Source organism: Arthrobacter sp. AOP36-A1-22 (genome assembly GCF_052377615.1).
Lineage (GTDB): Bacteria > Actinomycetota > Actinomycetes > Actinomycetales > Micrococcaceae > Arthrobacter_H.
The window spans coordinates 33,706-56,213 of sequence record NZ_JBQSWX010000009.1 but is presented as its reverse complement, the minus strand read 5'-3'; the positions used below and the strand labels follow the sequence as shown (position 1 = coordinate 56,213).

General features: G+C 68.1%; 23 protein-coding genes and 1 tRNA gene. 10 read left to right on the top strand and 14 right to left on the bottom strand.

Annotated elements, in window-relative coordinates; all coding sequences use genetic code 11:
* On the top strand, window positions 1–1,293 hold the full coding sequence (locus tag ACT3S2_RS07565; RefSeq protein WP_444554373.1) for a DUF58 domain-containing protein: 1,293 nt from the start codon (window positions 1–3) through the stop codon (window positions 1,291–1,293).
* A gap of 33 nt (window positions 1,294–1,326) precedes the next feature.
* Here ACT3S2_RS07565 and ACT3S2_RS07560 read toward each other — a convergent pair whose 3' ends face one another.
* Window positions 1,327–1,902: a dienelactone hydrolase family protein gene (locus ACT3S2_RS07560; RefSeq protein WP_444554372.1), complete on the bottom strand. Its 576-nt coding sequence runs from the start codon at window positions 1,900–1,902 to the stop codon at window positions 1,327–1,329.
* A gap of 70 nt (window positions 1,903–1,972) precedes the next feature.
* Between ACT3S2_RS07560 and ACT3S2_RS07555 the strand changes: the two genes are divergently transcribed.
* Window positions 1,973–3,016, top strand: coding sequence for a hypothetical protein (locus tag ACT3S2_RS07555; protein WP_444561485.1), 1,044 nt, complete (start codon window positions 1,973–1,975; stop codon window positions 3,014–3,016).
* Here ACT3S2_RS07555 and ACT3S2_RS07550 read toward each other — a convergent pair.
* Genes ACT3S2_RS07550 through ACT3S2_RS07535 form a run of 4 tightly spaced genes read right to left on the bottom strand, consistent with a single transcriptional unit; the run spans window position 3,013 to window position 5,944 of the window.
* Entirely contained in the window at window positions 3,013–3,522 is a 510-nt protein-coding gene (locus ACT3S2_RS07550) for a GNAT family N-acetyltransferase (RefSeq protein WP_444561484.1), read from the bottom strand. The genes ACT3S2_RS07555 and ACT3S2_RS07550 overlap by 4 nt on opposite strands.
* A 33-nt stretch (window positions 3,523–3,555) precedes the next feature.
* Window positions 3,556–4,557, bottom strand: a complete 1,002-nt coding sequence (locus ACT3S2_RS07545; protein ID WP_444561483.1) for a hypothetical protein — start codon at window positions 4,555–4,557, stop codon at window positions 3,556–3,558.
* Window positions 4,558–4,586: 29 nt separating this feature from the next.
* Window positions 4,587–4,979 (bottom strand): chorismate mutase, encoded by a 393-nt coding sequence (locus ACT3S2_RS07540; protein ID WP_444554368.1) that lies wholly within the window; start codon window positions 4,977–4,979, stop codon window positions 4,587–4,589.
* 41 nt (window positions 4,980–5,020) lie between these two features.
* The gene (locus tag ACT3S2_RS07535; protein ID WP_444561482.1) at window positions 5,021–5,944 is read right to left on the bottom strand and encodes a lysostaphin resistance A-like protein; all 924 of its coding nucleotides are present in this window, start codon (window positions 5,942–5,944) and stop codon (window positions 5,021–5,023) included.
* Between the two features lie 93 nt (window positions 5,945–6,037).
* Between ACT3S2_RS07535 and ACT3S2_RS07530 the strand changes: the two genes are divergently transcribed.
* The gene (locus tag ACT3S2_RS07530) at window positions 6,038–6,403 is read left to right on the top strand and encodes a hypothetical protein (protein WP_444561481.1); all 366 of its coding nucleotides are present in this window, start codon (window positions 6,038–6,040) and stop codon (window positions 6,401–6,403) included.
* Between the two features lie 25 nt (window positions 6,404–6,428).
* Here ACT3S2_RS07530 and mnmA read toward each other — a convergent pair whose 3' ends face one another.
* From mnmA to ACT3S2_RS07515, 3 genes are read right to left on the bottom strand one after another with little or no spacing between them, the layout of a single operon-like run.
* Window positions 6,429–7,580 carry a tRNA 2-thiouridine(34) synthase MnmA gene (mnmA, locus tag ACT3S2_RS07525; protein WP_444561480.1) on the bottom strand — a complete coding sequence of 384 codons (1,152 nt, stop codon included), beginning with the start codon at window positions 7,578–7,580 and terminating at the stop codon, window positions 6,429–6,431.
* Window positions 7,577–8,815 (bottom strand): cysteine desulfurase family protein, encoded by a 1,239-nt coding sequence (locus ACT3S2_RS07520; protein ID WP_444561479.1) that lies wholly within the window; start codon window positions 8,813–8,815, stop codon window positions 7,577–7,579. The genes mnmA and ACT3S2_RS07520 overlap by 4 nt, the downstream gene beginning before the upstream one ends.
* A gap of 30 nt (window positions 8,816–8,845) precedes the next feature.
* Entirely contained in the window at window positions 8,846–9,700 is an 855-nt protein-coding gene (locus ACT3S2_RS07515) for a hypothetical protein (protein WP_444561478.1), read from the bottom strand.
* 73 nt (window positions 9,701–9,773) lie between these two features.
* Here ACT3S2_RS07515 and folP point away from each other — a divergent pair, with 73 nt between their 5' ends.
* The 5 genes from folP (at window position 9,774) to ACT3S2_RS07490 (ending at window position 13,629) form a co-directional block, all read left to right on the top strand.
* Window positions 9,774–10,691 carry a dihydropteroate synthase gene (gene folP, locus ACT3S2_RS07510; protein ID WP_444554426.1) on the top strand — a complete coding sequence of 306 codons (918 nt, stop codon included), beginning with the start codon at window positions 9,774–9,776 and terminating at the stop codon, window positions 10,689–10,691.
* 9 nt (window positions 10,692–10,700) lie between these two features.
* Window positions 10,701–11,462: a dihydrofolate reductase family protein gene (locus ACT3S2_RS07505; RefSeq protein WP_444561477.1), complete on the top strand. Its 762-nt coding sequence runs from the start codon at window positions 10,701–10,703 to the stop codon at window positions 11,460–11,462.
* 97 nt (window positions 11,463–11,559) lie between these two features.
* The gene (locus ACT3S2_RS07500) at window positions 11,560–12,483 is read left to right on the top strand and encodes a J domain-containing protein (RefSeq protein ID WP_444561476.1); all 924 of its coding nucleotides are present in this window, start codon (window positions 11,560–11,562) and stop codon (window positions 12,481–12,483) included.
* Window positions 12,484–12,523: 40 nt separating this feature from the next.
* Window positions 12,524–12,985 carry a tRNA (cytidine(34)-2'-O)-methyltransferase gene (locus ACT3S2_RS07495; RefSeq protein ID WP_444554359.1) on the top strand — a complete coding sequence of 154 codons (462 nt, stop codon included), beginning with the start codon at window positions 12,524–12,526 and terminating at the stop codon, window positions 12,983–12,985.
* Between the two features lie 92 nt (window positions 12,986–13,077).
* Window positions 13,078–13,629, top strand: coding sequence for an anti-sigma factor (locus ACT3S2_RS07490; protein WP_444554358.1), 552 nt, complete (start codon window positions 13,078–13,080; stop codon window positions 13,627–13,629).
* Window positions 13,630–13,667: 38 nt separating this feature from the next.
* Here ACT3S2_RS07490 and ACT3S2_RS07485 read toward each other — a convergent pair whose 3' ends face one another.
* The 4 genes from ACT3S2_RS07485 to ACT3S2_RS07470 form a co-directional block, all read right to left on the bottom strand.
* Window positions 13,668–14,417 (bottom strand): PIG-L deacetylase family protein, encoded by a 750-nt coding sequence (locus ACT3S2_RS07485; protein WP_444561475.1) that lies wholly within the window; start codon window positions 14,415–14,417, stop codon window positions 13,668–13,670.
* A 7-nt stretch (window positions 14,418–14,424) separates the two neighbouring features.
* Window positions 14,425–15,366, bottom strand: coding sequence for an electron transfer flavoprotein subunit alpha/FixB family protein (locus tag ACT3S2_RS07480; RefSeq protein WP_444561474.1), 942 nt, complete (start codon window positions 15,364–15,366; stop codon window positions 14,425–14,427).
* Between the two features lie 16 nt (window positions 15,367–15,382).
* Window positions 15,383–16,201, bottom strand: coding sequence for an electron transfer flavoprotein subunit beta/FixA family protein (locus tag ACT3S2_RS07475; protein ID WP_444561473.1), 819 nt, complete (start codon window positions 16,199–16,201; stop codon window positions 15,383–15,385).
* Between the two features lie 232 nt (window positions 16,202–16,433).
* Complete coding sequence (locus ACT3S2_RS07470) at window positions 16,434–17,912, bottom strand: trypsin-like peptidase domain-containing protein (RefSeq protein ID WP_444561472.1); 1,479 nt, start codon at window positions 17,910–17,912, stop codon at window positions 16,434–16,436.
* A 265-nt stretch (window positions 17,913–18,177) separates the two neighbouring features.
* Here ACT3S2_RS07470 and ACT3S2_RS07465 point away from each other — a divergent pair, with 265 nt between their 5' ends.
* Together ACT3S2_RS07465 and ACT3S2_RS07460 are read left to right on the top strand one after the other, a co-directional pair.
* Window positions 18,178–20,241, top strand: a complete 2,064-nt coding sequence (locus tag ACT3S2_RS07465; protein ID WP_444561471.1) for a TPM domain-containing protein — start codon at window positions 18,178–18,180, stop codon at window positions 20,239–20,241.
* An 87-nt stretch (window positions 20,242–20,328) separates the two neighbouring features.
* Complete coding sequence (locus ACT3S2_RS07460; protein WP_444554352.1) at window positions 20,329–21,063, top strand: PspA/IM30 family protein; 735 nt, start codon at window positions 20,329–20,331, stop codon at window positions 21,061–21,063.
* A gap of 122 nt (window positions 21,064–21,185) precedes the next feature.
* Here ACT3S2_RS07460 and ACT3S2_RS07455 read toward each other — a convergent pair.
* Window positions 21,186–21,259 (bottom strand) — tRNA-Met (locus ACT3S2_RS07455).
* 59 nt (window positions 21,260–21,318) lie between these two features.
* Window positions 21,319–22,455 (bottom strand): acyl-CoA dehydrogenase family protein, encoded by a 1,137-nt coding sequence (locus ACT3S2_RS07450; RefSeq protein WP_444554351.1) that lies wholly within the window; start codon window positions 22,453–22,455, stop codon window positions 21,319–21,321.
* Window positions 22,456–22,508: the final 53 nt, after the last annotated feature.

Here is a 22,508-nt window from a genome sequence, read left to right as displayed (position 1 = left end):
ATGGCCCTGTACCGCCGTTTCGTCTGGCTGGCCCTGCTCGGGCTCGTGCCGGTCGTCCTCTGGCCCGGCGTGCCCACGATCCTCATCGCCCTGGGCGTGCTGTCCGCCCTGGCGGGACTCGATGTCGCCCTGGCCGCCTCCCCCCGGGTGGTGGTCATCGAACGGGCCATCCCGCGCAGTGTGCGCCTGGGGGAACCGGCCACGGCCCAGCTGTATCTGCATAATCCAGGAACCCGCAGGTTGCGGGGTTCCGTCCGGGACGGCTGGCAGCCCTCGACGGGAGCCCGGAACACCCGTTTTCCCATTGACCTGCCCGCCGGCGAGCGCCGGGTCTTCGCGATCAACCTGCAACCGGTCCGGCGCGGGGACCTATCGGTGCACCACACCACCGTGAGGTCCTCGGGTCCAATGGGTCTGGCGGCCCGTCAACTCACCCATGCCAGCGCAGGCACCCTGCGGGTGCTTCCCCCCTTCCACGCCAAACGCCATCTGCCCTCCAAGCTCCAGCGTCTGCGCGAATTGGACGGCCGGGCCGCGATCCAGGTCAGGGGCGCGGGCACCGAATTCGATTCACTTCGAGACTACGTCCGCGGTGACGACGTGCGCTCCATCGACTGGCGGGCCACCGCCCGCCGACAGAACGTCGTCGTGCGGACCTGGCGGCCCGAACGCGACCGTCGGGTGGTCATCGTCCTGGATACCTCCCGCACCTCGGCGGCCCGGGTGGCCGACGAACCCCGGCTCGATACCGGGATCGAAGCCTCCCTGCTGTTGGCGGTGCTGGCCGAACGCGGCGGGGACCGGGTCGATTTCCTGGCCTACGACCGCAGGCCACGGGCCCGGGTCGAATCGGCGTCCAAGGCCGTCATGCTCACCCAGCTGGTCGAAGCGATGGCCCCGTTGGAGCCCGAACTCATCGAGGCGGACTTCTCCGGCCTCCCGGCACAGGTGCGGGCCATCTCCACGCACCGTTCCCTGCTGGTGCTGCTCACCGCCCTGGACTCCGGCGCCGTGGAAGAGGGGCTGCTGCCCATCCTGCCGGCGCTCACCTCCCAGCATGTGGTGGTCATCGCCGCGGTGCGGGACCCGGAGCTGGACGAACGGGCCGCCGATGTCTCCGATGCCGCGGCCGTGTACCGGGCGGCTGCCGCGGCCAGGACGTTGCAGCAGCGGGAGGCGTTGAAGACCCAACTGCGGGCCGTCGGCGCCGAGATCGTCGACGCCGCCCCGTTGGAGCTGCCTCCGCTACTGGCCGACACCTACATCCGGTTGAAGGCCACCGGGCGGCTCTAGGACACCCTGGAGTCCCCGTCCCCGTCCCCCGGGTCAGTGGGAGCCGAGGAAGGCCAGGACCCTGGCCAGCATCGTGTCCGTCGCCCCGGCGTCGTATTCGGCGGTGGAGGAGTCCGCGAACAGGTGGCCCGACCCCGGGTAGAGGAACAACTCGGCGGCCGGCGCCTCGGCGACCAGGGCGCGGGCGGCGTCGGCATCTCCTTCGTCCATGAAATAGGGATCCTCTTCCGCGGCGTGGATCTGCACGGGGACCCCGGCCGGCCAGGAGGGCGAGAATTCGGTGACCGGGACGCAGGAGGAGAAGAACAGGGCGCCGGCGGCCCCGGGACGGGTCTGCGCCAGCTTCTGGGCCGGCATCACGCCCAGGGAGAATCCTGCGTAGACCAGTTCCGGGCCCAGATCCTCCACGGCCCGGGTGCCGCGGCCCACCAGCTCCCCGAAACCGATCTTCGAGGCGTGGGCCACCCCCTCGTCCAGGGTCTCGAAGCAGTGCGCATCGAACAGGTCGGGAGTGTGCACCGTATGTCCTCCGGCCCTCAGGAGCTCGGCGAACCCCTCGATCCCGGGGGTCAGGCCCAGTGCGTGGTGGAATAGGACGACGTCGGCCATGGTGGTGCCTCTCCAGTGGTGCGTGCTCTGTCGGCGGGCCCGTGGACCCGATCCCAGAATGGTGGACTGGATGACCAATGACAAGGCCTCCGGCCCCCTGGCGGACCGGCGCCCGGACCTTGACTACACTTCCACGGCCCGGCGCGCCCGGTGGCAGGACCTCCCCGAGGAGGTCAGGGAGCTGTTGACGCGTTGGGTCGGCGGACGCCTCGACGCCGTGGACCCCGCCGGGGGTGGCTTCACCCACGGGTTCGCCGCTGTCCTTCGCGGGCCCCGTCCGCTCTTCGTCAAGGCCATCCCGGCGGATGATCCACACATCGCCCCCGCGTATGCCCGGGAGGTCGAAGTGCTGGGGGTCCTGCCCTCCGGCGCCCCGGTCCCGTCACTGCTGGAGCACGACATCCTCGCCGGGTGGCTGGTCTTCGCCACCACGGCACTGGACGGGTGGATGCCCGGCACCCCATGGACCCTGGCCGATGCCCGGGCCATCCACAACAGTTGCCTGCTCACCAACCAGGTCCTGGGCGACGCCTCCGCAAGCCTGCCCGCCACCGGACGCCTCGAACTCCAATGGGACACCCACCTCGCGGACCTCGACGGCGGACGGATGGTCCTGGAGTCCGGCCGGCGCCCCGACCATCTGCCCCCGTGGTTCATCGGTTCGGCGGGGGACGAATTGGCCGGGGACATCCTGCGGGCGGCCTCCCGCATCGACACCGCCCTGTCCGGGCCCGTGCCGCTGAACAACGACTTGCGGGCCGACAACGTGGTCATCTCCCGGGCCGCGTCCGGTGGATTCCCGGCCGGTACCGCCTGGATCTGCGATTGGAACTACCTGGCCACCGGTCCCGGCTGGGCCGATTGGGCGGTGCTCTGGCCTTCCCTGCTCGACGGCGGCCTCTCCCTCGAGGAGGTCTCCTCCTGGGAATTGACGGCCGGGGCCGCTGACGCGGATCTGGACACCTGGTTCTCCGCCCTGTTCATCTACTATGCGGAAGCCGGCAGCCGGGAACCACTGTCCACCAGCCCCGCCCTGCGCAGCCACCAGCAGCTCTGTGCCCTCCAACTGCTGGATCTGCTGGCCCTGCGCTTCGGAGCCCGCCGGGCGGTCTAGGGCAACTGGTACTTGAACCCGATATGCGAGCCCACGAACCCCAGCCGCGTGTAGAACCGGTGGGCCTCGACCCGGGAGGCATCCGAGGTCAACTGGACCAGGGAGGCTCCCAGGGCCGGGGCGGCGATCCCGGTGACCCAGCGCAGCATCGCAGATCCGAGACCGGCGGACCGGTGCCCGGTTCCGACGCGCACCGCTTCCACGAGCAGCCGGGTGCTGCCCCGGCGGCTCAACCCCGGGGTCCGGGTCAGCTGCAGCATCGCGATGGCGGTGCCGTCGGGGTCCTCGACGAGCAGCAGGTCGTTCCCCTGATCGTCCACCAGGTCCTGCAGCGCGAGCCGATAGGGTTCCGGATCGCTTCCGGGGCCATCACCGCGGGAGGCGCTGATCGAATCATCGGCCAGCAACCGCATCAGCCCCGGCAGATCCCCCTCCTGCGCCCGGCGCAGGGTCAACGGGCCGCCGCGCACCGTGAGTGTGGCGGGCAGGGGCAGGTCCTTCAGCATCGGGTCTCCAGGCCTTCCTCCACGGGGGGTGTCTCAGCCGCCCAGCCGGACCTGGTCCAGGGCGTCCGCCGTCCGGGTGAGCCGGCGCAGCACGCGGCGGGTGGTCTCTGGGGTCGTTGCTTCCAGTCCGGGGGCCGGCATGAGGGTCAGGGCCCCGAGCAGGGCATCGGGTAGTCCCATCCTGCGGAAGTGCCGGTGGACCGTCTCCACGGCGGCGGAGACACCGGGGAGTTCCTGACCCGGGTCCAGGGTTTCGAGCCAGAGCCGTCCGCCCTGGTCCAGGAGTTCGGCGCAGCGTTCCCAGGCGGCGATATCGGCCCGCCCGTGAAGGCAGATGGTGTCGAACCCCACGGCCAGGGCCTCGGTGATCAGTTCGGGCCAGGAGGGGCCTCCCCCGGGGAATCCGGTCCCCGGGGCCAGGATCACGGTTTCCGCCCCGGCCTGGTGGAGTGCCTCGACCAGGACCTTCCAGTGCCTGCCTGCTTCCTGCCGGTCCACGGCCCGCAGGCTGCGGTATCCGCTGGCGGTGGGGACCGCACCGCCCAGGACCGCGGCGGCGCCGGGTTCCTCCACGACCACGGTCAGCGCGGACGCCCCGGTGACCCGACGGACGTCCTGCAGATGCCTCGCGGCCCCCTCGGCCAGGGAATCGGCCAGATCCCGGCGGGCCCCGGCATCGGAGAGGATCTTCTCCCCCTGGTGCAACGAGATCCCTGCCGCCAGGGACAGCGGCCCCCTCAGCTGGAGCTTCAGGGCCCCGGGGTCGGTTCCGGCGGCCCCGACGACGTCGGCCATCACCCCCAGGTCGGTGCCCAAGGCGGAAACGGCGCGGCGGTGATCCAGCCCGGGGCGGTCGGTCAGACGCCAACCGTGGGGTCGGACCTCGACATAGAGTTCGGTGAGCAGGGCGGCCGTACGGCCCACGGCATCGGAGCCGACGCCCCGATCGGGCAGCTGGACCAGATGCGGCAGATGGGGCTCGCCCAGCTCACCGCGGATGATGCGGGTCGATTCGAGCGGGTCGGTGCCGGGCAACGGCCCCTGACCGGTGACGCGGACGCTGCTCAGCGGTCCTCGCCTCCCTCGGGGGCGCGGGAGGCCGAAATGGCCTGATGATGGCGGATGACCTCGTCGATCACGAAGTTCAGGAACTTCTCGGCGAAGGCCGGGTCCAGATGTGCCTCGCCGGCCAGCCGGCGCAGTCGGGCGATCTGGGCGACTTCGCGGTTCGGATCCGCCGGGGGCAGCTGGTGTTCGGCCTTGAGATGGCCGACCTTCTGCGTGGCCTTGAACCGCTCGGCCAGCAGATAGATCAGGGTGGCGTCGATATTGTCGATGCTGCCGCGCACCGACAACAGTTCCTGCATGATTTCGGGGTCCACGCTCCCGGACAGGGAGGAGGCGGTGGGGTCGTAGTCCTCGCCCGGGGCGGGCTGGGCGTGCGGCTCGTTGCTCATGGGTCCCATCCTAGTTGGGAGTGGCCCGGGGCCCGACGGTGTTACGTGGTGCGTGCCCGCTTGACCGGCAGTTTCCACAGCAGCAGGACCGCCAGGACCAGTGGAAGGATCCACCCGGTCCAACCCAGCGGCGCCACGACGAGCAGGTCCAGATCCGAGGTGGCCGCGAACACCACATACAACCCCGCCGCGGCGTTGAAGGACCCGTGGGCCAGGGCGGCCGGCCAGACGCTCCCGGAGGCCATCCGCAACCAGGCGAATACGGCGCCGAAGCTGATCGTCATCCCGGTCATCGCCAGCAGGCTCAATCCTCCGGGGACCCCCGGGTAGTTGTACCCCAACAGGATCAGCGGGGCGTGCCATAGTCCCCAGATGATCCCCGAGATGAGGACGGTGGCAGTTTTTCCCCAGGGTTCCAGCCGGGGCACCAGCCACCCCCGCCAGCCGATCTCCTCGGCCAGCGCCGGAACCATGTTGATGATCGACCCGACCAGGATGCTCACTAGTTGCGTGCCCAGCAGTACTGCGGTGGGCATGGACATGATCTCCCGGGCGGCCTGAGGGGCCTGCTGGGCCATGAGGCCACGGAGTACCGGCAGGTGGGTGACATCGGCCGGATAGAGTCCCAGGAGGGCTCCCAGGAGCAGCCCACCGACCACCAGGAGCATCGGTAGCAGCCAGCCGGCGGCCAGGAAGGCGAGGAAGGGGCCCACGGGCTTCAGCGGCCAGAGGCCCAGGCTGCGGGCGATCCCCGGCCCTCCGGGACGCTGCGCCTTCGGTTCGGCGAAGCGGGTGACCAGCAGGGCCGCCGCCGTCGGGGTGAGCATCATGACCAGCGCATAGACCGTGAACAACGGATCGCCCAGGCCCTGGCCGCCGAGCCACAGCGGCAGTGCCACCAGCCAGGCCAGCACGTAGGCGATCACGATATAGAGGACGATCGGTTTCAGGCGGACGGATCGCATGCGCGAGCACCTCGGGGGTCGGGGAGGAAAGGTCCATTCCAGCGTAGTCCCGCGACGGGACGGCCGGGGCGGATGGCCTACAGTGGAGGGGCCATGATGAGTAGACGAGACGCCGCGATTGCCCTGGACATCCCCCTCGAGATGGCCACCCGACACGGGATCCCCAGCCGGCTGGAGGAATCCGAACTCGCCGAGCTGCAGGCCGATCCCCCACCATGGCTGGTCCAGTCGATGCAGAACCGGCAGGGCAAACGACCGGTCTGGGTCCATCTGACCTGCACGGTCTGCGGCCGCTCCGAGGCCGCCCGGCCGAAGAAGTGGTGGCCGGACTTCGATTTCGTCTTCTGCGATACCCATTCCCCCCGCGAGCTACCGGCGGTTCCGGCCGGACGGGTGCGCTGTGAGTACGAGCAGGTCGCCGGACCGCTGACCGGTGTCGTCGACGAGGCCGCCCACTAGGATCCGGCCTCCACCTGCCGGTCTCCTAGGAGGAAACGCTGGCCGGATCCCAGGACAGGCTCCGGGCGGTGTCGATGGTGGCCTGCCCCAGCACCCGGGTGCCCTGGTAGATCACCATCGTCTGTCCCGGGGAGACCCCCTGGAGCGGATCGTCGACGTCGACCACGAGTTCGCGGTTGGTCCCACCGTCTTCCGCGGCGACCTCTTCCAGCCAGCCCACCGCCTCCACCGGATCGGCGTGGGCGCGGACCTGGACCATGCAGTCGAACCGTTCGCCGGCCATCGCTTCCTTCAGCGGCAAGCCGGCCCAGCTGACCTTGATGCCCCGCAACCGATCGACCGAGAGCAGTTCCTTGGGTCCGACCACGACCTGGTTGTCCTTGGGCCGGATCTCCAACACGAAGCGTGGTTTGCCGTCGGAGGCGGGACGGCCGATCTTCAGCCCCTTGCGCTGCCCGACGGTGAAGGCGTTGGCGCCGGGGTGGCTACCCACGGAGTTGCCTTCGTGGTCCAGGATCTCCCCTTCGCTCAGTTCGATGCGCTCCTCGAGCCAGCCTCGGGTGTCCCCATCGGGAATGAAGCAGATGTCGTGGCTGTCCGGCTTCTTCGCGACCGACAAACCACGGCTTTCGGCTTCGGCCCGCACCTCGGCCTTGGACGGGGTTTCGGCCAAGGGGAACAGCGAATGGCCCAGCTGCTCGTGGGTCAGCACCCCGAGCACATAGGACTGGTCCTTCGCCCAATCGGCGGCACGGTGCAGTTCCGGGTTCCCCTCGGCATCGGTGATGACCTTGGCGTAGTGGCCGGTGCATACGGCGTCGAAGCCGAGGGCGAGCGCCTTTTCAAGCAGGGCCGCGAACTTGATGCGCTCATTGCAGCGCATGCAGGGGTTCGGGGTGCGTCCTGCGGCGTATTCGGCGATGAAGTCATCGACGACGTCTTCCTTGAAACGCTCGGAAAAGTCCCAGACGTAGTACGGGATGCCCAGTTTGTCGCAGGCCCGCCAGGCGTCGTTGGAATCCTCCACCGTGCAGCAGCCCCGGCTCCCGGTGCGCAGGGTCCCCGGCATCCGCGAAAGCGCCAAATGCACCCCGACGACGTCGTGCCCGGCATCCACGGCGCGCGCTGCCGCCACCGCGGAGTCGACCCCGCCGCTCATTGCTGCCAATACCTTCATACTCTTAATCCTGTTCCTGCTGTTTGGATGCTGCTTTTCCTGGCGGCCATACCTGCCTGTTTCGCCCGTTGGTGGGCTTCGGGCAAGGCCTCCACCAGGGCCTGGACGTCGGCTTCGGTGGTGGTGTGCCCGATCGTGAACCGCTGGGCCCCGCGGGCCGCCTCCTCGGTGCGTCCCATGGCCAACAACACGTGGCTGGGTCGTGGCACCCCTGCCGTGCAGGCGGACCCGGTGGAGGATTGCACCCCGAGCATGTCCAGCACGAAGAGCAAGGAGTCCCCCTCGCAGCCTGGAAAGGTGAAGTGGGCGTTGCCCGGCAGCCGTTCCCCCGAGGCTCCATCGGCGGCCGGCCCGCAGAGTTCGGCATCGGGAACCGCATGGCGGACGCCGGCGATCAGCCGATCGCGCAGCCCGGCCAGACGCTCGGATTCGGCGGCCAGGCCGGCCACTGCCTCACCGGCGGCCGCGGCGAAGGAGGCAGCGGCTGCGGTGTTCAGGGTTCCCGAGCGGAGGGCCCGTTCGTGGCCACCACCGTGCTGGACGGCGGTCAGGACGATGTCCCGGCGCACCAGCAGGGCCCCGATGCCGACGGGCCCGCCGATCTTATGGGCGCTGATGGCCATCGTGGCCAGGCCCGACGCACGGAAGTCGACCTCGAGGGCGGTGAACGCCTGGACCGCGTCGGAATGCAGGGGGATGGAGTGGGCCGCCGCCAGCGTGGCCGCCTCGGCGACCGGTTGGACGGTACCGACCTCGTTATTGGCCCACATCAGGGTCACCAACGCGATCGATACGGGATCCCTGGCGATTTCGGCGGCGAGCTGGTCCAGGAGGATGCGTCCGGTGGAGTCCACGTCGATCCAGCTGATTTCGGCCCCTTCATGGGCGGCCAGCCATTCGACGGCATCCAGCACGGCATGGTGTTCCACGGTGCTGCACAGGATCCGGCGGCGGGCCGGGTCGGCGCCATTGCGCGCCCAGTAGAGGCCCTTGATCGCCAGGTTGTCCGATTCGGTCCCGCCGGAGGTGAAGATGACCTCGGAGGAGTGCGCCCCGGCGGCCGCGGCCAACTTCTCGCGGGCTTCCTCCACGACGGTATGGGCACGACGACCTGCACCGTGCAGGGACGACGGGTTCCCTGTACGGCTCAATTCCTGGGTCAGCACGGCGAGCGCGGACGCCGACATGGGCGTGGTCGCCGCGTGATCGAAATACACGGGCTGGGTGGCGGACACGTCACGATTCTACCGCCGGAGCCGCCGATGTCAGTACCCGTCGAGCTCCGGAACGGGGTTGATCCGGTCACCATCGGCCCCCAGATCGGTGTCCAGGGTGATGGCGCGGGCTTCGAGACGCCGGTCCCGGCAGAGCTCATCGATCAGCTCGGCCCCTCCCCCGATGATGGTCGAGTCCTCGAACAGTTCGGTGGAGAACATCCAGGAACGGTCGGCGCCCCAGGCCAGGTCCGGTGCTTGGCGTTCGGAAAAACCGGTCCCCGCCTTCCAGAGCGGCGAGGCCAGATCCTCCAGGCTGCCGGAGAAGAGGTAGTAGGAACGGTAGCCTTCGGGGCCGATCTCGAGCTTCGGGCCCTCGAGTACCCGGGCGGAGAAGGCGGGTCGTTTGAGTTCTTCCCGCAGCAGGGCCTCGCGTTGGGCCGTGGCGGGGTCGGCGGCTGCTTCGTCGGCTGCCAGGACCTCGACGGCGTCGCCTCCCCGGATGAAGGCATACCCGTCCCACAACCCCAGATACACCTCGGGCCCCGCATGCCGGGAGATGATCTCCGCCACGGCGGCCAGATCGGTGGCCGGCAGGCCGTCACCGGCGGGCGCTTCACCATCCCAGGCGTCCTCGGTCCATGCCATCCCGGTGTCGTCGATGCCCGAGACGGCGGAGAACTGGGCCCCGGCATGCAGCACGGTCCCGCGTTCGAGGGCGATATCCGCCCAGCGCACGGGGTTTCCGTCCTCGTCGGAGGCCGGATGGAAGATGCGGGCATAGGCGTCGAACCCCGCGGGGATCTGCGCGGCCGCCGTGGTGGCCGGCGGTCGGGTCGCCAGGACCCTTTCGAGTGTTTGGGCGATCCACTGTCCGGGCCCTGCCCCGGCGAACGTCATGGCCATGCCTCCACCCTACAAGCCGCCGGGCTGGTAGAACTGAAGGGACCCGTCCCGAGGAGCCAGACCCCCCGTGAGCATGTATCTCCCCCCACTCGTTCATCCGATCCACGACTTCGCGCATCGCCGCATCGATTTTTCGCAGCAGGTCGCGGTGATGGCGATCATCAACCGCACCCCCGACAGCTTCTACGACGGCGGGGCGACCTTTGCCCTGGACGCCGCGCTCGATGCCTCGCTGGCTGCCGTCCAGGCCGGCGCCGCGTGGCTGGACATCGGCGGGGTGCCGTTCGCACCGGGTCCTGAACTCCGGTGGCAGGAGGAAGCCGACCGGGTGGTCCCGGTGATCCGCTCCATCCGCGAGCAGACCGATGCCATCATCTCCGCCGACACCTTCCAGCCGCAGGTCGCCGAGGCGGCCATTGCCGCCGGCGCCGACGTCATCAACGACACCACCGGGATCTCCAACCCGGATCTGGCCCGGGTGGTGGCCGATGCCGGGGTGCATCTGGTGATCACGCATTCGCTGGCCAAACCCCGCACCGTCTACCCGCGCCCCGATTATGCGGATGTGGTCCAGGACGTCGCCGGCTTCCTGCAACGCAAGGTCGAACTGGCCCGGAGCCTGGGGATCGACGAGGGCAAGCTCATCATCGATCCCGGACACGACCTGAATAAGAACACCCGGCACACCCTGGAGGTGACCCGGAGGCTGGATGAGATCGCCGCACTGGGTCTTCCGGTGCTGGCCGCGGTGTCCAATAAGGACTTCATCGGCGAGACGTTGGACCAACCCAAATCCGAACGGCTCAGCGGGTCGTTGTCCGCCGCGGTGATCTGCCTGATGAACGGGGCCCGGATCCTGCGCATGCACAACATCCCCGAAGCCGTCTCGGCCGCACGGCTCTTCGAGTCCACGGCCGGATGGCGTGAACCCGCCTATTTGCGGCACAACATGTCCGACGTCAACGAGCCGGCCCGGCTGCCGGGACGATAGATTGGTCCCATGGTCCAGCAACTGATTCCACCGCGCCGCGATGACGGATCCCCCGATCTGACCGATGAGCAGCTCCTGGAGCTCTATGCTCCGCAGGACCGCGCCCTGGTGCGCTTCAACTTCGTGGCTTCCGCCGACGGGGCGGCCACCACCGGCGGCACCTCCGGCGGGCTGGGAACCGACGCCGACCAGCGCCTCTTCGCCCTGCAGCGCCGCCATGCCGACGTGATCCTGGTCGGTGCCGGAACGATTCGTGCCGAGGGCTACGCCGGTAAGCTCCTCGACGCCGAGGCCCAGGCCTGGCGTCGCGACCGCGGCCTGCCCTCCCATCCGGCCATCGCCGTCGTCTCCGGATCCCTGGCCCTGGATCCGGAATCCGATTTCTTCACCTCCGCCCCGGTCCCCGTGCTCGTCTTCACGACCGGTCCCGCGGATCCGGCCCGCCGGGAGGCGATCTCCCGGGTGGCGGAGGTCATCACCGCAGGAGCGGACGACGTCGACCCGCGGCAGGTCCTGGCCGGGTTGGGCGGGCGCGGGCACCGGATGGTCCATGCCGAGGGCGGGCCGACCCTGTTCGCCTCGTTCCAGCGGGCCGACGCGGTGGATAGCCTCTGCCTGACCGTCTCCCCGGTGCTGGCCGGCGGGGAAGGCCAGCGCATCGCCACCGGGCCCACCTCCGGGAACCAGCCGGTCAGGCTGGCCCTGCTGCTCGAGGAAGCCGGCGCGTTGTTCACCGAATACCGCAGGGCCCCGGCCCACGACTCCGAGTAACACGCTGGTTCATCCGGAACCAGCTCCCGGTGCCGTTCGTTCGGCACAACAGATACACCCATCAGGCAGCCCTTCGGCGCCCACGGAAAGGTCAGGCGTGTCCCCGGCAAGAACCCATTACGAGGTCCTGGGCATCACCCGTGATGCCTCATTGGCCGAAGTGAAGACCGCCTACCGTCGGGCGGCCCGCACCACCCACCCCGACCAGGGCGGAGACGCGGCGGCGTTCCGGGTCGTCTCGCTGGCCTACCAGACCTTGCGGGACCCGGTCTCGCGGGCCGCCTATGACCGCAGCTACGGCACCTCCTCCGCCTACCAGGCCCCGGCCTCCGACGCCCGGGCGGCCGCACGGAGCACCCCCAGGACCGAGCCGGCCGGTGGGCGTCGACCGACCGCCACCGACTCCGTGCGCTATGTCCCGGCGTTCTCCAGCACCCCGACCCCGGTGCTCACCGAGACCGTCGCCTCCCGGCAGATCCATGGGGCTCCCCGGAAGCGCGGTCTGTTCACCCCGCAATCACGGTTGGCCCGCGAGGCCGGGACCGTCAGGTTGCTCTCGGGCCGGATCCTGCCCCACGTTCCTGCGGCCCGGCTGGTCAACGGCCTGCATTCACCGGCGGGCCGTGGATTCATCGACCATGTCGTGCTGTGCGGATACCGGTTGGCGCTGGTCAATTCCATGGTGTTGCCCCGCGGGGTCTACCGCTGGGACGGAACGACGTTGCACCAGGGGGGCAAGGCCATCGATCCCCCGCGGATGGCCTCCCTGGTCCGCGGGATGCAGGAGGCCTTCCCGGAGTTGAACGTCACCGGCTGGACGGTGGTCCATTCCCCCGATGACAACCTCCACGAACCGGTCATCGACTATGCCCGCGGCGCCGACCCGGCCTCCGCCTCGCTGACCCATGTGGTCAACGCCGCGAACCTGGTGCGTGAATTGAAGATGTTCCTGGGCACCGGCCCCAGCCCGAATGTCGTCGATGTCCCGCTCCTGTCCCGGTTGATCGGCGGAATGTACTGACCTGCACGCAGGGACCCCCGACCAGGCATAGGATCTAACGGTGTTCCGCATACTCTTCGTGACCCCCGAGATCCCCGGCAATACCGGCAATGCCATCCGATTGGCCGCCGTCACCGGCGCCGAACTGCATCTGGTCGAGCCCTTGGGCTTCGATCTCTCCGATGCCAAGCTCCGTCGGGCGGGCCTGGACTACCACGATCTCGCCGACGTCCATATCCACCCCGATCTCGACTCCGCCTGGCAGGCGTTGGCTCCCGGCCGGATCTTCGCCTTCACGGCCGAAGGGGAAACGACGTACACCGATATCGGGTACCGGCCCTCCGACGTGTTGATGTTCGGCCGCGAATCGGTGGGGCTCTCCCCGGAGATCAAGACCGATCCCCGCCTCGAGGCCCGGGTCCGCCTGCCCATGCTGGCTTCGAGGCGTTCGCTGAACCTGGCCAACTCGGCATCGATCGTCGTCTACGAGGCGTGGCGCCAACAAGGCTTCGCCGGGGCCTGACGCGCCCTGCCGGCCTCGCCCTATCGGTCCCCGACCCCACCTGCCCTAAGCTGGGAGGGGAGAAAACGCCAGACCATCCAGGGATGAGGATCATGCACCACGAAGAGCCCGAGGATTTCCGTTACGGGACGCCCGAAGACGCCACGGATGATCTGGGTCTGGGCCTGGTCGACGATGCCTCGCAGGAAACGGTACGACGCCGGTCGGCCCCGGTGAAGAAATGGATGCTCGTGGTCGGCGCCGCGCTGGTGGTCGTCATCGGCATCACCGCCCTGGTGCTTGCCCTGATGCCACGCAACGTCGCCGGCGAGGTCGCCGATGCCCCGGATGTCACCGAGACGTCGGCCGGGGTCACCGGTGGAGGTCAGGCCGTGCTGCGCCTTTCGGAGTCCCTTGATGCCGGTTCGTTGGAACTGAGCGACCTGCCCGGAGCCCCCGACCAGCAGACCTACCAGGTGTGGGTCGAGTCCGTCGGCGGCGGAACGGTCAGTTCCGTGGAGGTCCTGGACCCCAAGGACACCAAGGACACGGTGGGTTTCAAATCCCTCGATGACATCGAATCCGTCCTGGTCACCACGGAACCGGTCGATGGTTCCAACGAGCCCAGCGATACCAAGGTCCTCGAGATCGACCTGCCGCACTGATCCGGCGGGCCCGCGGCCTCTTCAGGAGGCCGCGGGGCTCAGAATCCGGCGATGGTATCGGCCGCGTTGACCTCCACGACGTGGAACCCCTCGGCGATCCGTCCTTGCTCGAGCCCGTGGCGTTCGGCCAACGACTCCCCGTTGGCCCGTACGAACCGCTCCATCTTCGACACGTCGGGATGCTGGCTCAAATGGGCCCGCAAGGCCTGGAGCTTCGTTTCGAAGGTGTCGGTGATGTCCACTACATGGTTTTCCCGGGCTTCGGGTCCCCCGTAGAGCCACAGCCATCGCAGTTTGAAAGCCTGAAGCCCGGCGTCCTGCAGTTCCGGGAAGGCATAGGGGTTCTCCACCGCCGGGTACACGGCACGGGTCACCGCTTCCCCGCAGGCCAGGTGGTCGGGGTGGGAACGCTGCAGGCGCGTGAAATCCCGTTCGGGATGTTGGGCCAGCACGATATCGGGGCGTACCTTCCGCGTGATCTCCACGATCTTGCGCTGTACTGCGAACGAGGGTTCGAGGAACCCATCGGATTCGCCCAGAAAGTGCACGTCATAGACGCCGACGCTGCGCGCCGCTGCGCGTTGCTCGGCATGGCGCATGGAGACGATTTCCGCGCGGTGGGCAGGATCGAAGCCTCCGGCGTCGCCGTCGGTCATGATGCAATAGTGGACCTCGACGCCGGAGGTGGTCCAGGCCGCGACGGATCCGGACGCCCCGAAATCGAGGTCATCCGGATGCGCGCCGAAGCATAAGACCCGGCGGACGGTCTCACGTCGCGGGTCGAACACGGTTCCTTCAGCCCTTCCGACGCTGGATCTCGGCGGCGGCCTGCGGCAGGACGCTACGGGCATCGCCCACGATGCCGAAGTCCGCGATCTCGAAGATCGGGGCGTCCTCGTCGCTGTTGATCGCCACGATGACCTGCGAGGTCTGCATCCCTGCCTTGTGCTGGATGGCACCGGAGATCCCGGCACAGATGTAGAGCTGCGGGGAGATCGTCTTACCGGTCTGACCGACCTGGTAGGAGTGCTCGATCCATCCGGCATCCGTGGCCGCGCGGGAGGCACCGACTGCGGCGCCGAGGGCATCGGCCAACTGTTCGACCGGGGTGAAGTCCCCGTCCAGGCCTCGTCCACCGGAAACCACGATGCGGGCATCCTGGAGTTCCGGCCGGGCCGAGACCGCCTTCTCGACGGTTTCGGTGACCCGTGCGGCGGGGCCGGCATCGGCGACCTCCAGGGTCGTGACCTCCGGGCTCGTCGCTGCTGCGTCGGTCGGCTCGACGCTATTGGGTTTGACCGTGATGACCGGGGTGCCCTGGACGGCCCGGGCGTTGACGGTGTACCCGCCGGCCAGCACCGATTTGGTCACCGTCAGGTCGGCGGTGACATCCACCGCATCGGTGATGACACCGGCGGAGAGCTTGATGCCCACCCGGGCGGCGATTTCCTTGCCATCCGCCGAGTTGGGCAGGAGCACGGCTCCGGCCGAGCAGGCGCGGGCCGCCTCGGCCACGAAAGCTGCTTCCCCGGCGATCAGGGTGCCGGCCAGCGCCCCCGCCGGGGCGTAGAGGGCCGTGGCCCCCAGGTTTGCGTAGGCGGCGACGGTTTCGTCTGCAGCCGGTGAGCCGAGGGCGACCACGGGCTCGCCGAGCCGGTGGCCCAGGGTGAGCAGTTCGCGCTGGGCCTTGCCCGGCTGTGCCGTGGGGGTGTCGATGAAAACCAGAATATTAGCCATCTGTTCGCCTCAGCTCCTAAAGAAGTTTCTTGTCTGCCAGGAAGTCGACCAGTTCCACACCGGCGTTGCCGGAGTCGGTGACAACCGTTCCGGCTTCCCGCGGCGGACGCGGGCTCGCGTCCTCGATCCTGGTCCACGATCCGGCGGCGCCGACCTGCGAGGCCTCCAGCCCGAGATCCGACAGGGACAGTGCGACGGTCTTCTTCTTCTTGGCGCCCATGATGCCCTTGAAGTTCGGGTAGCGCGCTTCCTCCCCCTGGTCGGTGACCGACACCAGGGCCGGGGTCGCGGCCTGCAGGGTCTTGGAGGTCGTGTCCGAATCGCGCCGGGCCGTGAGCACGCCGTCCTCCCCCAGTTCCAGCGAGGAGACCATCGTCAGCTGCGGCAGCGAAAGGCGTTCGGCCAGCTGCGCCGGGACCAGGGAGGTCTCGCCGTCGGTGGAGGCCATGCCGGTGATGATGACATCGAATCCGCCCAGATGGTTCACGGCCGAGGCCAGGACCAGCGAGGTGGCTGCGGCATCAGAGCCGGCCAGGGCCGGATCGTTGATGTGCACCCCGTCCGTGGCACCCATCTGCAGGGACTTCTTCACCGCGGCCGAGGCACGCTCCGGCCCCATCGTCAGCGCGGTGACGGTATGGCCGGCCTTGGCTCCTCCGCGCGCCTCCACCAACTGCAATGCCGCTTCGACCGCATATTCATCCAATTCGGACAGGATGCTCTCGGACCGGTCGATGACATGGTCGGAACCGGTCAGGTGGCGGTCGAACTGCGCGTCCGGGACGTGCTTGACCAGGACGAGCACCTTCAGGGGTGCCCCGCTTGTCACGCTCATGATTGCCTTTCACTTGACTCGTCCGGCCGTAGGCGACCGGTACCGTCGATTTCACGGGAACAACCCGCGAATTCCAGTTAATGGGTATTAACAAAGACTAACGTCACAGGGACCGTGCCGCCAGCAGGTGACACCGCGGTCCGGAGACCAGCGTAACCGGCCCCCATCGACAACTGCCGCCTGCGGCCCTTGTCGGGGCCCCAAGCGGCAGTTGGTTCGGCGTGGTTTCCGGCTAGTCGGCGGGCAGGGCGCCCACGGTGGCCTCGACCGTCTTCTCGCCGTCGCCACGGGCGAAGGTGATCTTCGCCTCGCTGCCCTTGGCGTATTCACGGATGGCTGCCGTCAACGACTGGCTATCGGAAATCTGGCGTTCTCCGACCTTGGTGATGACGTCCCCGGATTTCATCCCTGCCTTGTCGGCGGGCGAGCCCGAGGTGACCTCCTGGACTTCGGCCCCGACACTGAACTGGGTTCCCGAGTCGGCCTGCTTGGCCTTGACCGTGACCCCGAGCAGACCATGGGTGGCGCTGCCGTCCTCGATGATGTCGTTGGCGATCCGGTGGGCGTAGTCCATCGGGATGGCGAATCCGACACCGATCGAACCGCTGTCATCGCCCCCGGTGCTCCCGGAACCGCCGGCTGAGGCGATCGCGACGTTCACGCCGACGATTTCACCTTTGGTGTTCACCAGGGCCCCGCCTGAATTGCCGTGGTTGATGGCGGCATCGGTCTGGATGACATTGACGTAGATCGACCCGCTGCCCGCGCTTTGCTGCTGTTGCTTCTCCCCGGGGAATTCAAAGTTGAACTGGTTGCCTTCATCGGAGGAGTCCTTCTGTGCCGAACTATCGGGCACCGCCGAGGAGGCGACGCTGATCGTGCGGTTCAGTGTGGAGATGATCCCGTCGGTGACGGTACCGCTCAAGCCCAGAGGGGCACCGATGGCGATCGCCGAATCACCGACGTTCAGCTTCGAGGAGTCCCCGAGCTTGGCCGGCTGCAGGCCATCGGCCTCGATCTTGATCACCGCGAGATCCGACATGGGATCGGTACCGACGACGGTGGCCTGGTGGACCTGTCCGTCACTGGTGCGCACGGTGATCTTCGGATCCGAGACGGTCCCCCCGAGGGTGACCACATGCGTATTGGTCAGGATGTGGCCGTCGGTATCGAGGATGATGCCCGAACCGGAGCCTCCCTGCTTCTGACCATCGACTTCGATGGTCACGACGCTGGGCGAGGCCTTGGCGGCCGCGGCGCTGACTGCCGTGACGTTCTCCGGGTTGTTGATGACCACGGCATCGCTCTTCTGCGAGGAACTGGCCGTGGGCTGCTCGGAGCCGTCCATCAGATAGTTGGCGCCCACCGCACTGCCCCCGCCGATGAGGGCGGCGATGACCATGCCGGAAATCAGCGTGGCGGTCCCGAAACGCTTGGGTTGGCGGCGCGGGGCCGGGGAGAAGGCCGCTCCCGGAGGGAAGTGGCCGCCACCGGTCGGAGGGGGCGTCGCCCCGGGGCTGCCGCCGGCCGGGAAGGTCCCGGTCCGGGGTTCACCGGTGACGGAGCGGTACTGTTCCGTGGTCGGTTCCGCCGGGGCCTGGGGCGGGGTCTGCGGGCGAGGCGGGACCACGGGGCCGCCAGTGGACGTCCCGGATCCATCCTCCGGTTCGCCTGTCGATCCTTGGGAGAAGGTGTTCCGTTCCTCGCTCATGACGTGGTGTCCTTTCTGGGAGTTCCTTGACTCCAACTATGACAACGTGCGCTGTGTCCTGGAGAAGCTTTACCTGAGCGAAACCTGTGAGAACACGGACGGGTTCCCGTGAGCCGGCCATCGCCGCCGCGTCGCTGTGGACGGCCCCAAATCATACCAATAGACTCAAAGACGACGGTCGAAGGCCATCGTGCGCCGGGAGCAGCCTTCCGGCGTGTGCCCCCAGCGGTGCTGGCCAGCCGTCACCGACGTCGAAGGGTGATCCATGCGATCCATTTCCAGACGCGTTCCGGCGGCCGCCGGATTCGCGTTGCTGTCCATGCTGCTCTTGGCGGGACCAGCGTCCGCCGAACCGCCGGTGACGATCCCCCCGGGCCAATACGTGGTGGACGACGCCGGGGTCCTGGGTTCGGAAGCATCCCGGGTCGACCAGGCGGTCACCCAGTTGCAGGACAGCGAGGGGCTGAACCTCTACGTCATCTACGTCGACGAGTTCTCCGACCCTTCGGACATGGATGCCTGGGTCCAGGACGTGGCCCGGAAGAAGGGCCTGGGCACCACGGACAGCGTGCTGGCCATTGCCACCGACGCGCGGCAGCTTCGCTTGAAGTCCAGCGACAACGGAGAAATCGCCGCCCATGATGCGGACATCGTGACCGAGTACATCACCCCGGACCTGCGCTCGAACACGCTCACGGCCGACGACTGGGCCTCCGCGGCCGAGAATGCCGTCACCGGCATCGAAGCCGCCGCCTCCGGCGAACTCCAGGGTGCGTCCGGGAACGGCGCCTCCGCGTCCTCCGGCGGCTCGGCCGCGCCGTGGATCATCGGCGGGGTCATCGTGGTCGGCGGCGGAACCCTCTGGGTCCTGGGACGCCGGAAGAAATCCCTCCGGGAATCCCGTCGCCCCCGCTCGGCAGACACGGCACCACAGGACCCGCTGGCGTCGTTGAGCATCGAGGAGCTCCGGCACCAGGCCGGCCCACTCCTGATCGCCGCGGACGACGCCATCCGTTCCAGCGAGCAGGAATTGAATTTCGCCCTGGCCGAGTTCGGCGAGGAAGCCATCAAGCCATTCGCGGCGGATCTGGCCAAAGCCAAGGAACATCTGGGCGAATCCTTCAAACTCCAGCAGCAGCTCGACGATTCCATCCCCGATTCCGAAGCCGATCAGCGTCAGTGGCTGGGCACCATCATCCACCGGTGCGAAGCGGTCAACGACTCGCTCGAGGAGCACCGTGAGGACTTTGCCTCCCTGCGTGAGCTCGAACGCAAGCTACCCCAGGCCACCGCGTCCCTGAGGAGCCACCTGGAGGTGCTGCGCACGGATCTGCAGACGGCGAAGTCCTCGTTGACGGGGTTGGCCCAGCGGTATGCGGATTCGGCGCTGCTCCAGGTCAGGGACAACGTCGAACAGGCCGACGAACTCATTGATTTCATCGAGGACTCCCTGAAGACCGCTGCCGAGTCCTCCTCAGACTCCTCCGAGGCCGAGGCAGCCGTCGCGATCCGCGCCGGGGAGGAAGCCGTGGACCAGACCCGGGTGCTCATCGCAGCCATCGGCAAGACCGGGACCAGCCTGGGCCAGGCGAGCGAGGACGTGGAATCCCAACTGGCCGAGGCGCACCAGGACCTCACGCAGGCCCAATCGCTGGTCGATGCGGGCCAGCACCAGGAGCTGGCGGCGCCTGCTGCCGTCCTGAAGGAAACCATCGGCCGGATCGAGGAAGCCCGTCACCAGGGACGCGTGGATCCCGGCGACCTGCTGTCCCGACTGGCCCGCGCCCGGGAAGGCCTCGACGGCCCGCTGGGTGCGATCCGGGACCGCCGGGAACAAACCCGACGGGCTGCGGCTTCATTGCAGTCCGCCCTGCAGACCGCCCGGGGAAAGATCGACGGCACCGACGACTTCATCCGGGCCCGTCGCGGTGGCGTCGGCGCCACGGCCAGGACCCGGCTGGCCGAAGCCCAACGGTATTTCAACGAAGCACTCCAACTCACCGAACAAGACCCCGTCAAGGCGCTGCAAAGCGCCCAGCAGGCCGCCTCGCTCGCGGATCAGGCGGCTCGGCAGGCCGAGTCCGACGTCGATGGCTTCGGCGGCGGTTTCGGCGGCGGCCGGGGCGGCTACGGCCGCGGGAACGGCATGGGCGGAGCCATCCTCGGCGGCATCCTCATCGATTCGATCCTCCGCGGGGGCGGCGGGCGCGGCAGAGGCGGCGACGGCATGTTCGGAGGCGGCGGATTCGGTGGCTTCGGCGGCGGCGGAGGTGGAGGCGGCTTCGGCGGAGGCGGCTTCGGCGGTGGAGGCGGGGGCGGCAATTTCTGAGCCGCCGCCCGGGCTCCCAGAGGATTCCGGCGGTTCGGCCGCCGGTTGCAGGACCAGACCAGTTAAACCCCAGTGGAAGGTGACATCGTGATCAAGCAGTCAATCTTTGGGCGCATCGCCCAACTGGCCAAGGCCAACATCAACTCCATGATCGATTCGGCCGAGGACCCGCAGAAGATGTTGGACCAGATGGTGCGCGACTACACCAACAACATCGCCGAGGCGGAAACGGCGGTCGCGCAGACCATCGGCAACCTGCGCATGCTCCAACAGGACCATCAGGAAGACCAGGAGAATGCCCGCGACTGGGGCAACAAGGCCCTCGCCGCATCGCGGAAGGCCGATGAGTTCCGGGCCGCCGGCAAGGACGAGAACGCCAAGAAGTTCGACAATCTGGCCAAGGTCGCCATCCAGCGTCAGATGCAGTCCGAGGACGAAGCCAAATCCGTCGAGCCGACTATCGCCTCGCAGGAGGAGATCGTCGAGAAGCTCAAAAGCGGCTTGAACGCCATGAACACCAAACGTCAGGAATTGGTGGCCAAACGGGATTCGCTCGTCGCACGGGCCAAGTCCACGCAGGCGCAGTCCCAGGTCCAGGATGCCCTGAAGAGCATCGACATCATGGACCCCAACAGCGAGGTCTCGCGTTTCGAGGAGAAGGTCAGGCGCGAGGAAGCCCGCGTCCAGGGCGCCGCAGAGCTTTCGGCCTCCAGCCTCGACGCCCAGTTCGAGTCCCTCGAGGACCTCGGCGAGCAGACCGAGGTGGAGGCCCGCCTGGCGGCCCTGAAGGCCGGAGGCAGCCCGACGCCCGAGCTGGGCTAGGGACCACGAAGCCCGGCACCTCCCGCTCCACCCGGTGGTCCGTGACCGGTCGGTCACGGACGACCGGGGACACGAAAAGAACCCCGATCCGGCGTCATGCCGAATCGGGGTTCTTCATCTCGTTGCGGGGGCAAGATTTGAACTTGCGACCTCCGGGTTATGAGCCCGGCGAGCTACCGAACTGCTCCACCCCGCGCTGCGAGATATGACTCTACACGAAAGTGGATACCGCCCAAAATCGAGGTGTCCGATCCCCTATTCCTGGGCGATCATCCGGCCGATGATCAGGCGCATGATCTCGTTACTCCCCTCGAGGATCTGGTGAACCCGCAAGTCACGGGCGATTTTCTCCAAACCATATTCACTCAGGTATCCGTATCCGCCATGGAGCTGGATGGCGGCGTTAGCGGTTTCGAAACCGGCATCGGTGGCCACGCGCTTGGCCATGGCACAGAGTTTCAGCGCGTCGTCGGCACCTTCATCCAGGGCCGCCGCGGCCCGCCACAACAGGGTCCTGGCCGTGAAGATCTTCGTTTCCATGTCGGCCAGTTCGAATAGCAGCGCCTGCTGTTTGATCAGCGGTCCGCCGAAGGCCTGCCGTTCCTTGAGGTAGGCGACGGACTTCTCCAACGCGGCCTGTCCCCCGCCCAAGGAGCAGGCGCCGATGTTCAGCCGGCCCCCGTTCAGGCCCTTCATCGCAATGCCGAATCCGTCGCCCTCCTCGCCGAGGCGATTGGCCACCGGGACCCGGACGTTGTTGAAGATGACCTGGCGGGTGGGTTGGGCATTCCAGCCCATCTTCTTCTCCAGGCCGCCGAACCCCAGCCCTTCGGTCCCTGCGGGGACCACGATCGCCGAGATCCCCCGGCTACCGGTATCCGCAGTGCGGGCCATCACCAGGTAGTAGGTCGAGGCCCCGGCACCGGAAATGAACTGCTTGACTCCGTTCAGGACGTACTCGTCCCCCTCACGCACGGCCCGGGTGGTCAGGGCCGCGGCGTCGGAGCCCGCTCCGGGCTCGGTGAGGCAGTAGCTGCCCAGCTCCTCCATGGTCGCCATCCCGGGGATCCACGCGGCCCGCTGCTCGGCGGTGCCGAACCGGTCGATCATCCACGCCACCATGTTGTGGATGGAGATGTAGGCGGAGATCGTCGGGCAGGCCCGGGCCAGTTCCTCGAAGATCAGCACCGCATCACTGCGGGTCAGTCCCGAGCCGCCGTACTCTTCGTCGGCATAGATGGCCCCCATGCCCAGGTCTCCGGCCTGACGCAGCACGTCGACCGGGAAATGGTGTTCCTGGTCCCAGGTGTCGGCGAACGGGGCGATCTGCTCCGTCGCGAAATCGCGCACCATGTCGACCATGGCCTGTTGCTCGTCGTTGAGCTCGAACATGTGTGTCCTTTCGGCCCGGGGGCCAGATGGGGACGTCCGGCACTTTCGACCGG

What these genes read in the sequence shown, in the direction of transcription:
- ACT3S2_RS07565 (WP_444554373.1), top strand. Translation starts at nt 1, where the DNA reads ATGGCCCTGTACCGCCGTTTCGTCTGGCTGGCCCTGCTCGGGCTCGTG.
- ACT3S2_RS07560 (WP_444554372.1), bottom strand. Translation starts at nt 1,902, where the DNA reads ATGGCCGACGTCGTCCTATTCCACCACGCACTGGGCCTGACCCCCGGG.
- ACT3S2_RS07555 (WP_444561485.1), top strand. Translation starts at nt 1,973, where the DNA reads ATGACCAATGACAAGGCCTCCGGCCCCCTGGCGGACCGGCGCCCGGAC.
- ACT3S2_RS07550 (WP_444561484.1), bottom strand. Translation starts at nt 3,522, where the DNA reads ATGCTGAAGGACCTGCCCCTGCCCGCCACACTCACGGTGCGCGGCGGC.
- ACT3S2_RS07540 (WP_444554368.1), bottom strand. Translation starts at nt 4,979, where the DNA reads ATGAGCAACGAGCCGCACGCCCAGCCCGCCCCGGGCGAGGACTACGAC.
- ACT3S2_RS07535 (WP_444561482.1), bottom strand. Translation starts at nt 5,944, where the DNA reads ATGCGATCCGTCCGCCTGAAACCGATCGTCCTCTATATCGTGATCGCC.
- ACT3S2_RS07530 (WP_444561481.1), top strand. Translation starts at nt 6,038, where the DNA reads ATGATGAGTAGACGAGACGCCGCGATTGCCCTGGACATCCCCCTCGAG.
- mnmA (WP_444561480.1), bottom strand. Translation starts at nt 7,580, where the DNA reads ATGAAGGTATTGGCAGCAATGAGCGGCGGGGTCGACTCCGCGGTGGCG.
- ACT3S2_RS07515 (WP_444561478.1), bottom strand. Translation starts at nt 9,700, where the DNA reads ATGGCCATGACGTTCGCCGGGGCAGGGCCCGGACAGTGGATCGCCCAA.
- folP (WP_444554426.1), top strand. Translation starts at nt 9,774, where the DNA reads ATGTATCTCCCCCCACTCGTTCATCCGATCCACGACTTCGCGCATCGC.
- ACT3S2_RS07505 (WP_444561477.1), top strand. Translation starts at nt 10,701, where the DNA reads ATGGTCCAGCAACTGATTCCACCGCGCCGCGATGACGGATCCCCCGAT.
- ACT3S2_RS07490 (WP_444554358.1), top strand. Translation starts at nt 13,078, where the DNA reads ATGCACCACGAAGAGCCCGAGGATTTCCGTTACGGGACGCCCGAAGAC.
- ACT3S2_RS07480 (WP_444561474.1), bottom strand. Translation starts at nt 15,366, where the DNA reads ATGGCTAATATTCTGGTTTTCATCGACACCCCCACGGCACAGCCGGGC.
- ACT3S2_RS07475 (WP_444561473.1), bottom strand. Translation starts at nt 16,201, where the DNA reads ATGAGCGTGACAAGCGGGGCACCCCTGAAGGTGCTCGTCCTGGTCAAG.
- ACT3S2_RS07470 (WP_444561472.1), bottom strand. Translation starts at nt 17,912, where the DNA reads ATGAGCGAGGAACGGAACACCTTCTCCCAAGGATCGACAGGCGAACCG.
- ACT3S2_RS07465 (WP_444561471.1), top strand. Translation starts at nt 18,178, where the DNA reads ATGCGATCCATTTCCAGACGCGTTCCGGCGGCCGCCGGATTCGCGTTG.
- ACT3S2_RS07450 (WP_444554351.1), bottom strand. Translation starts at nt 22,455, where the DNA reads ATGTTCGAGCTCAACGACGAGCAACAGGCCATGGTCGACATGGTGCGC.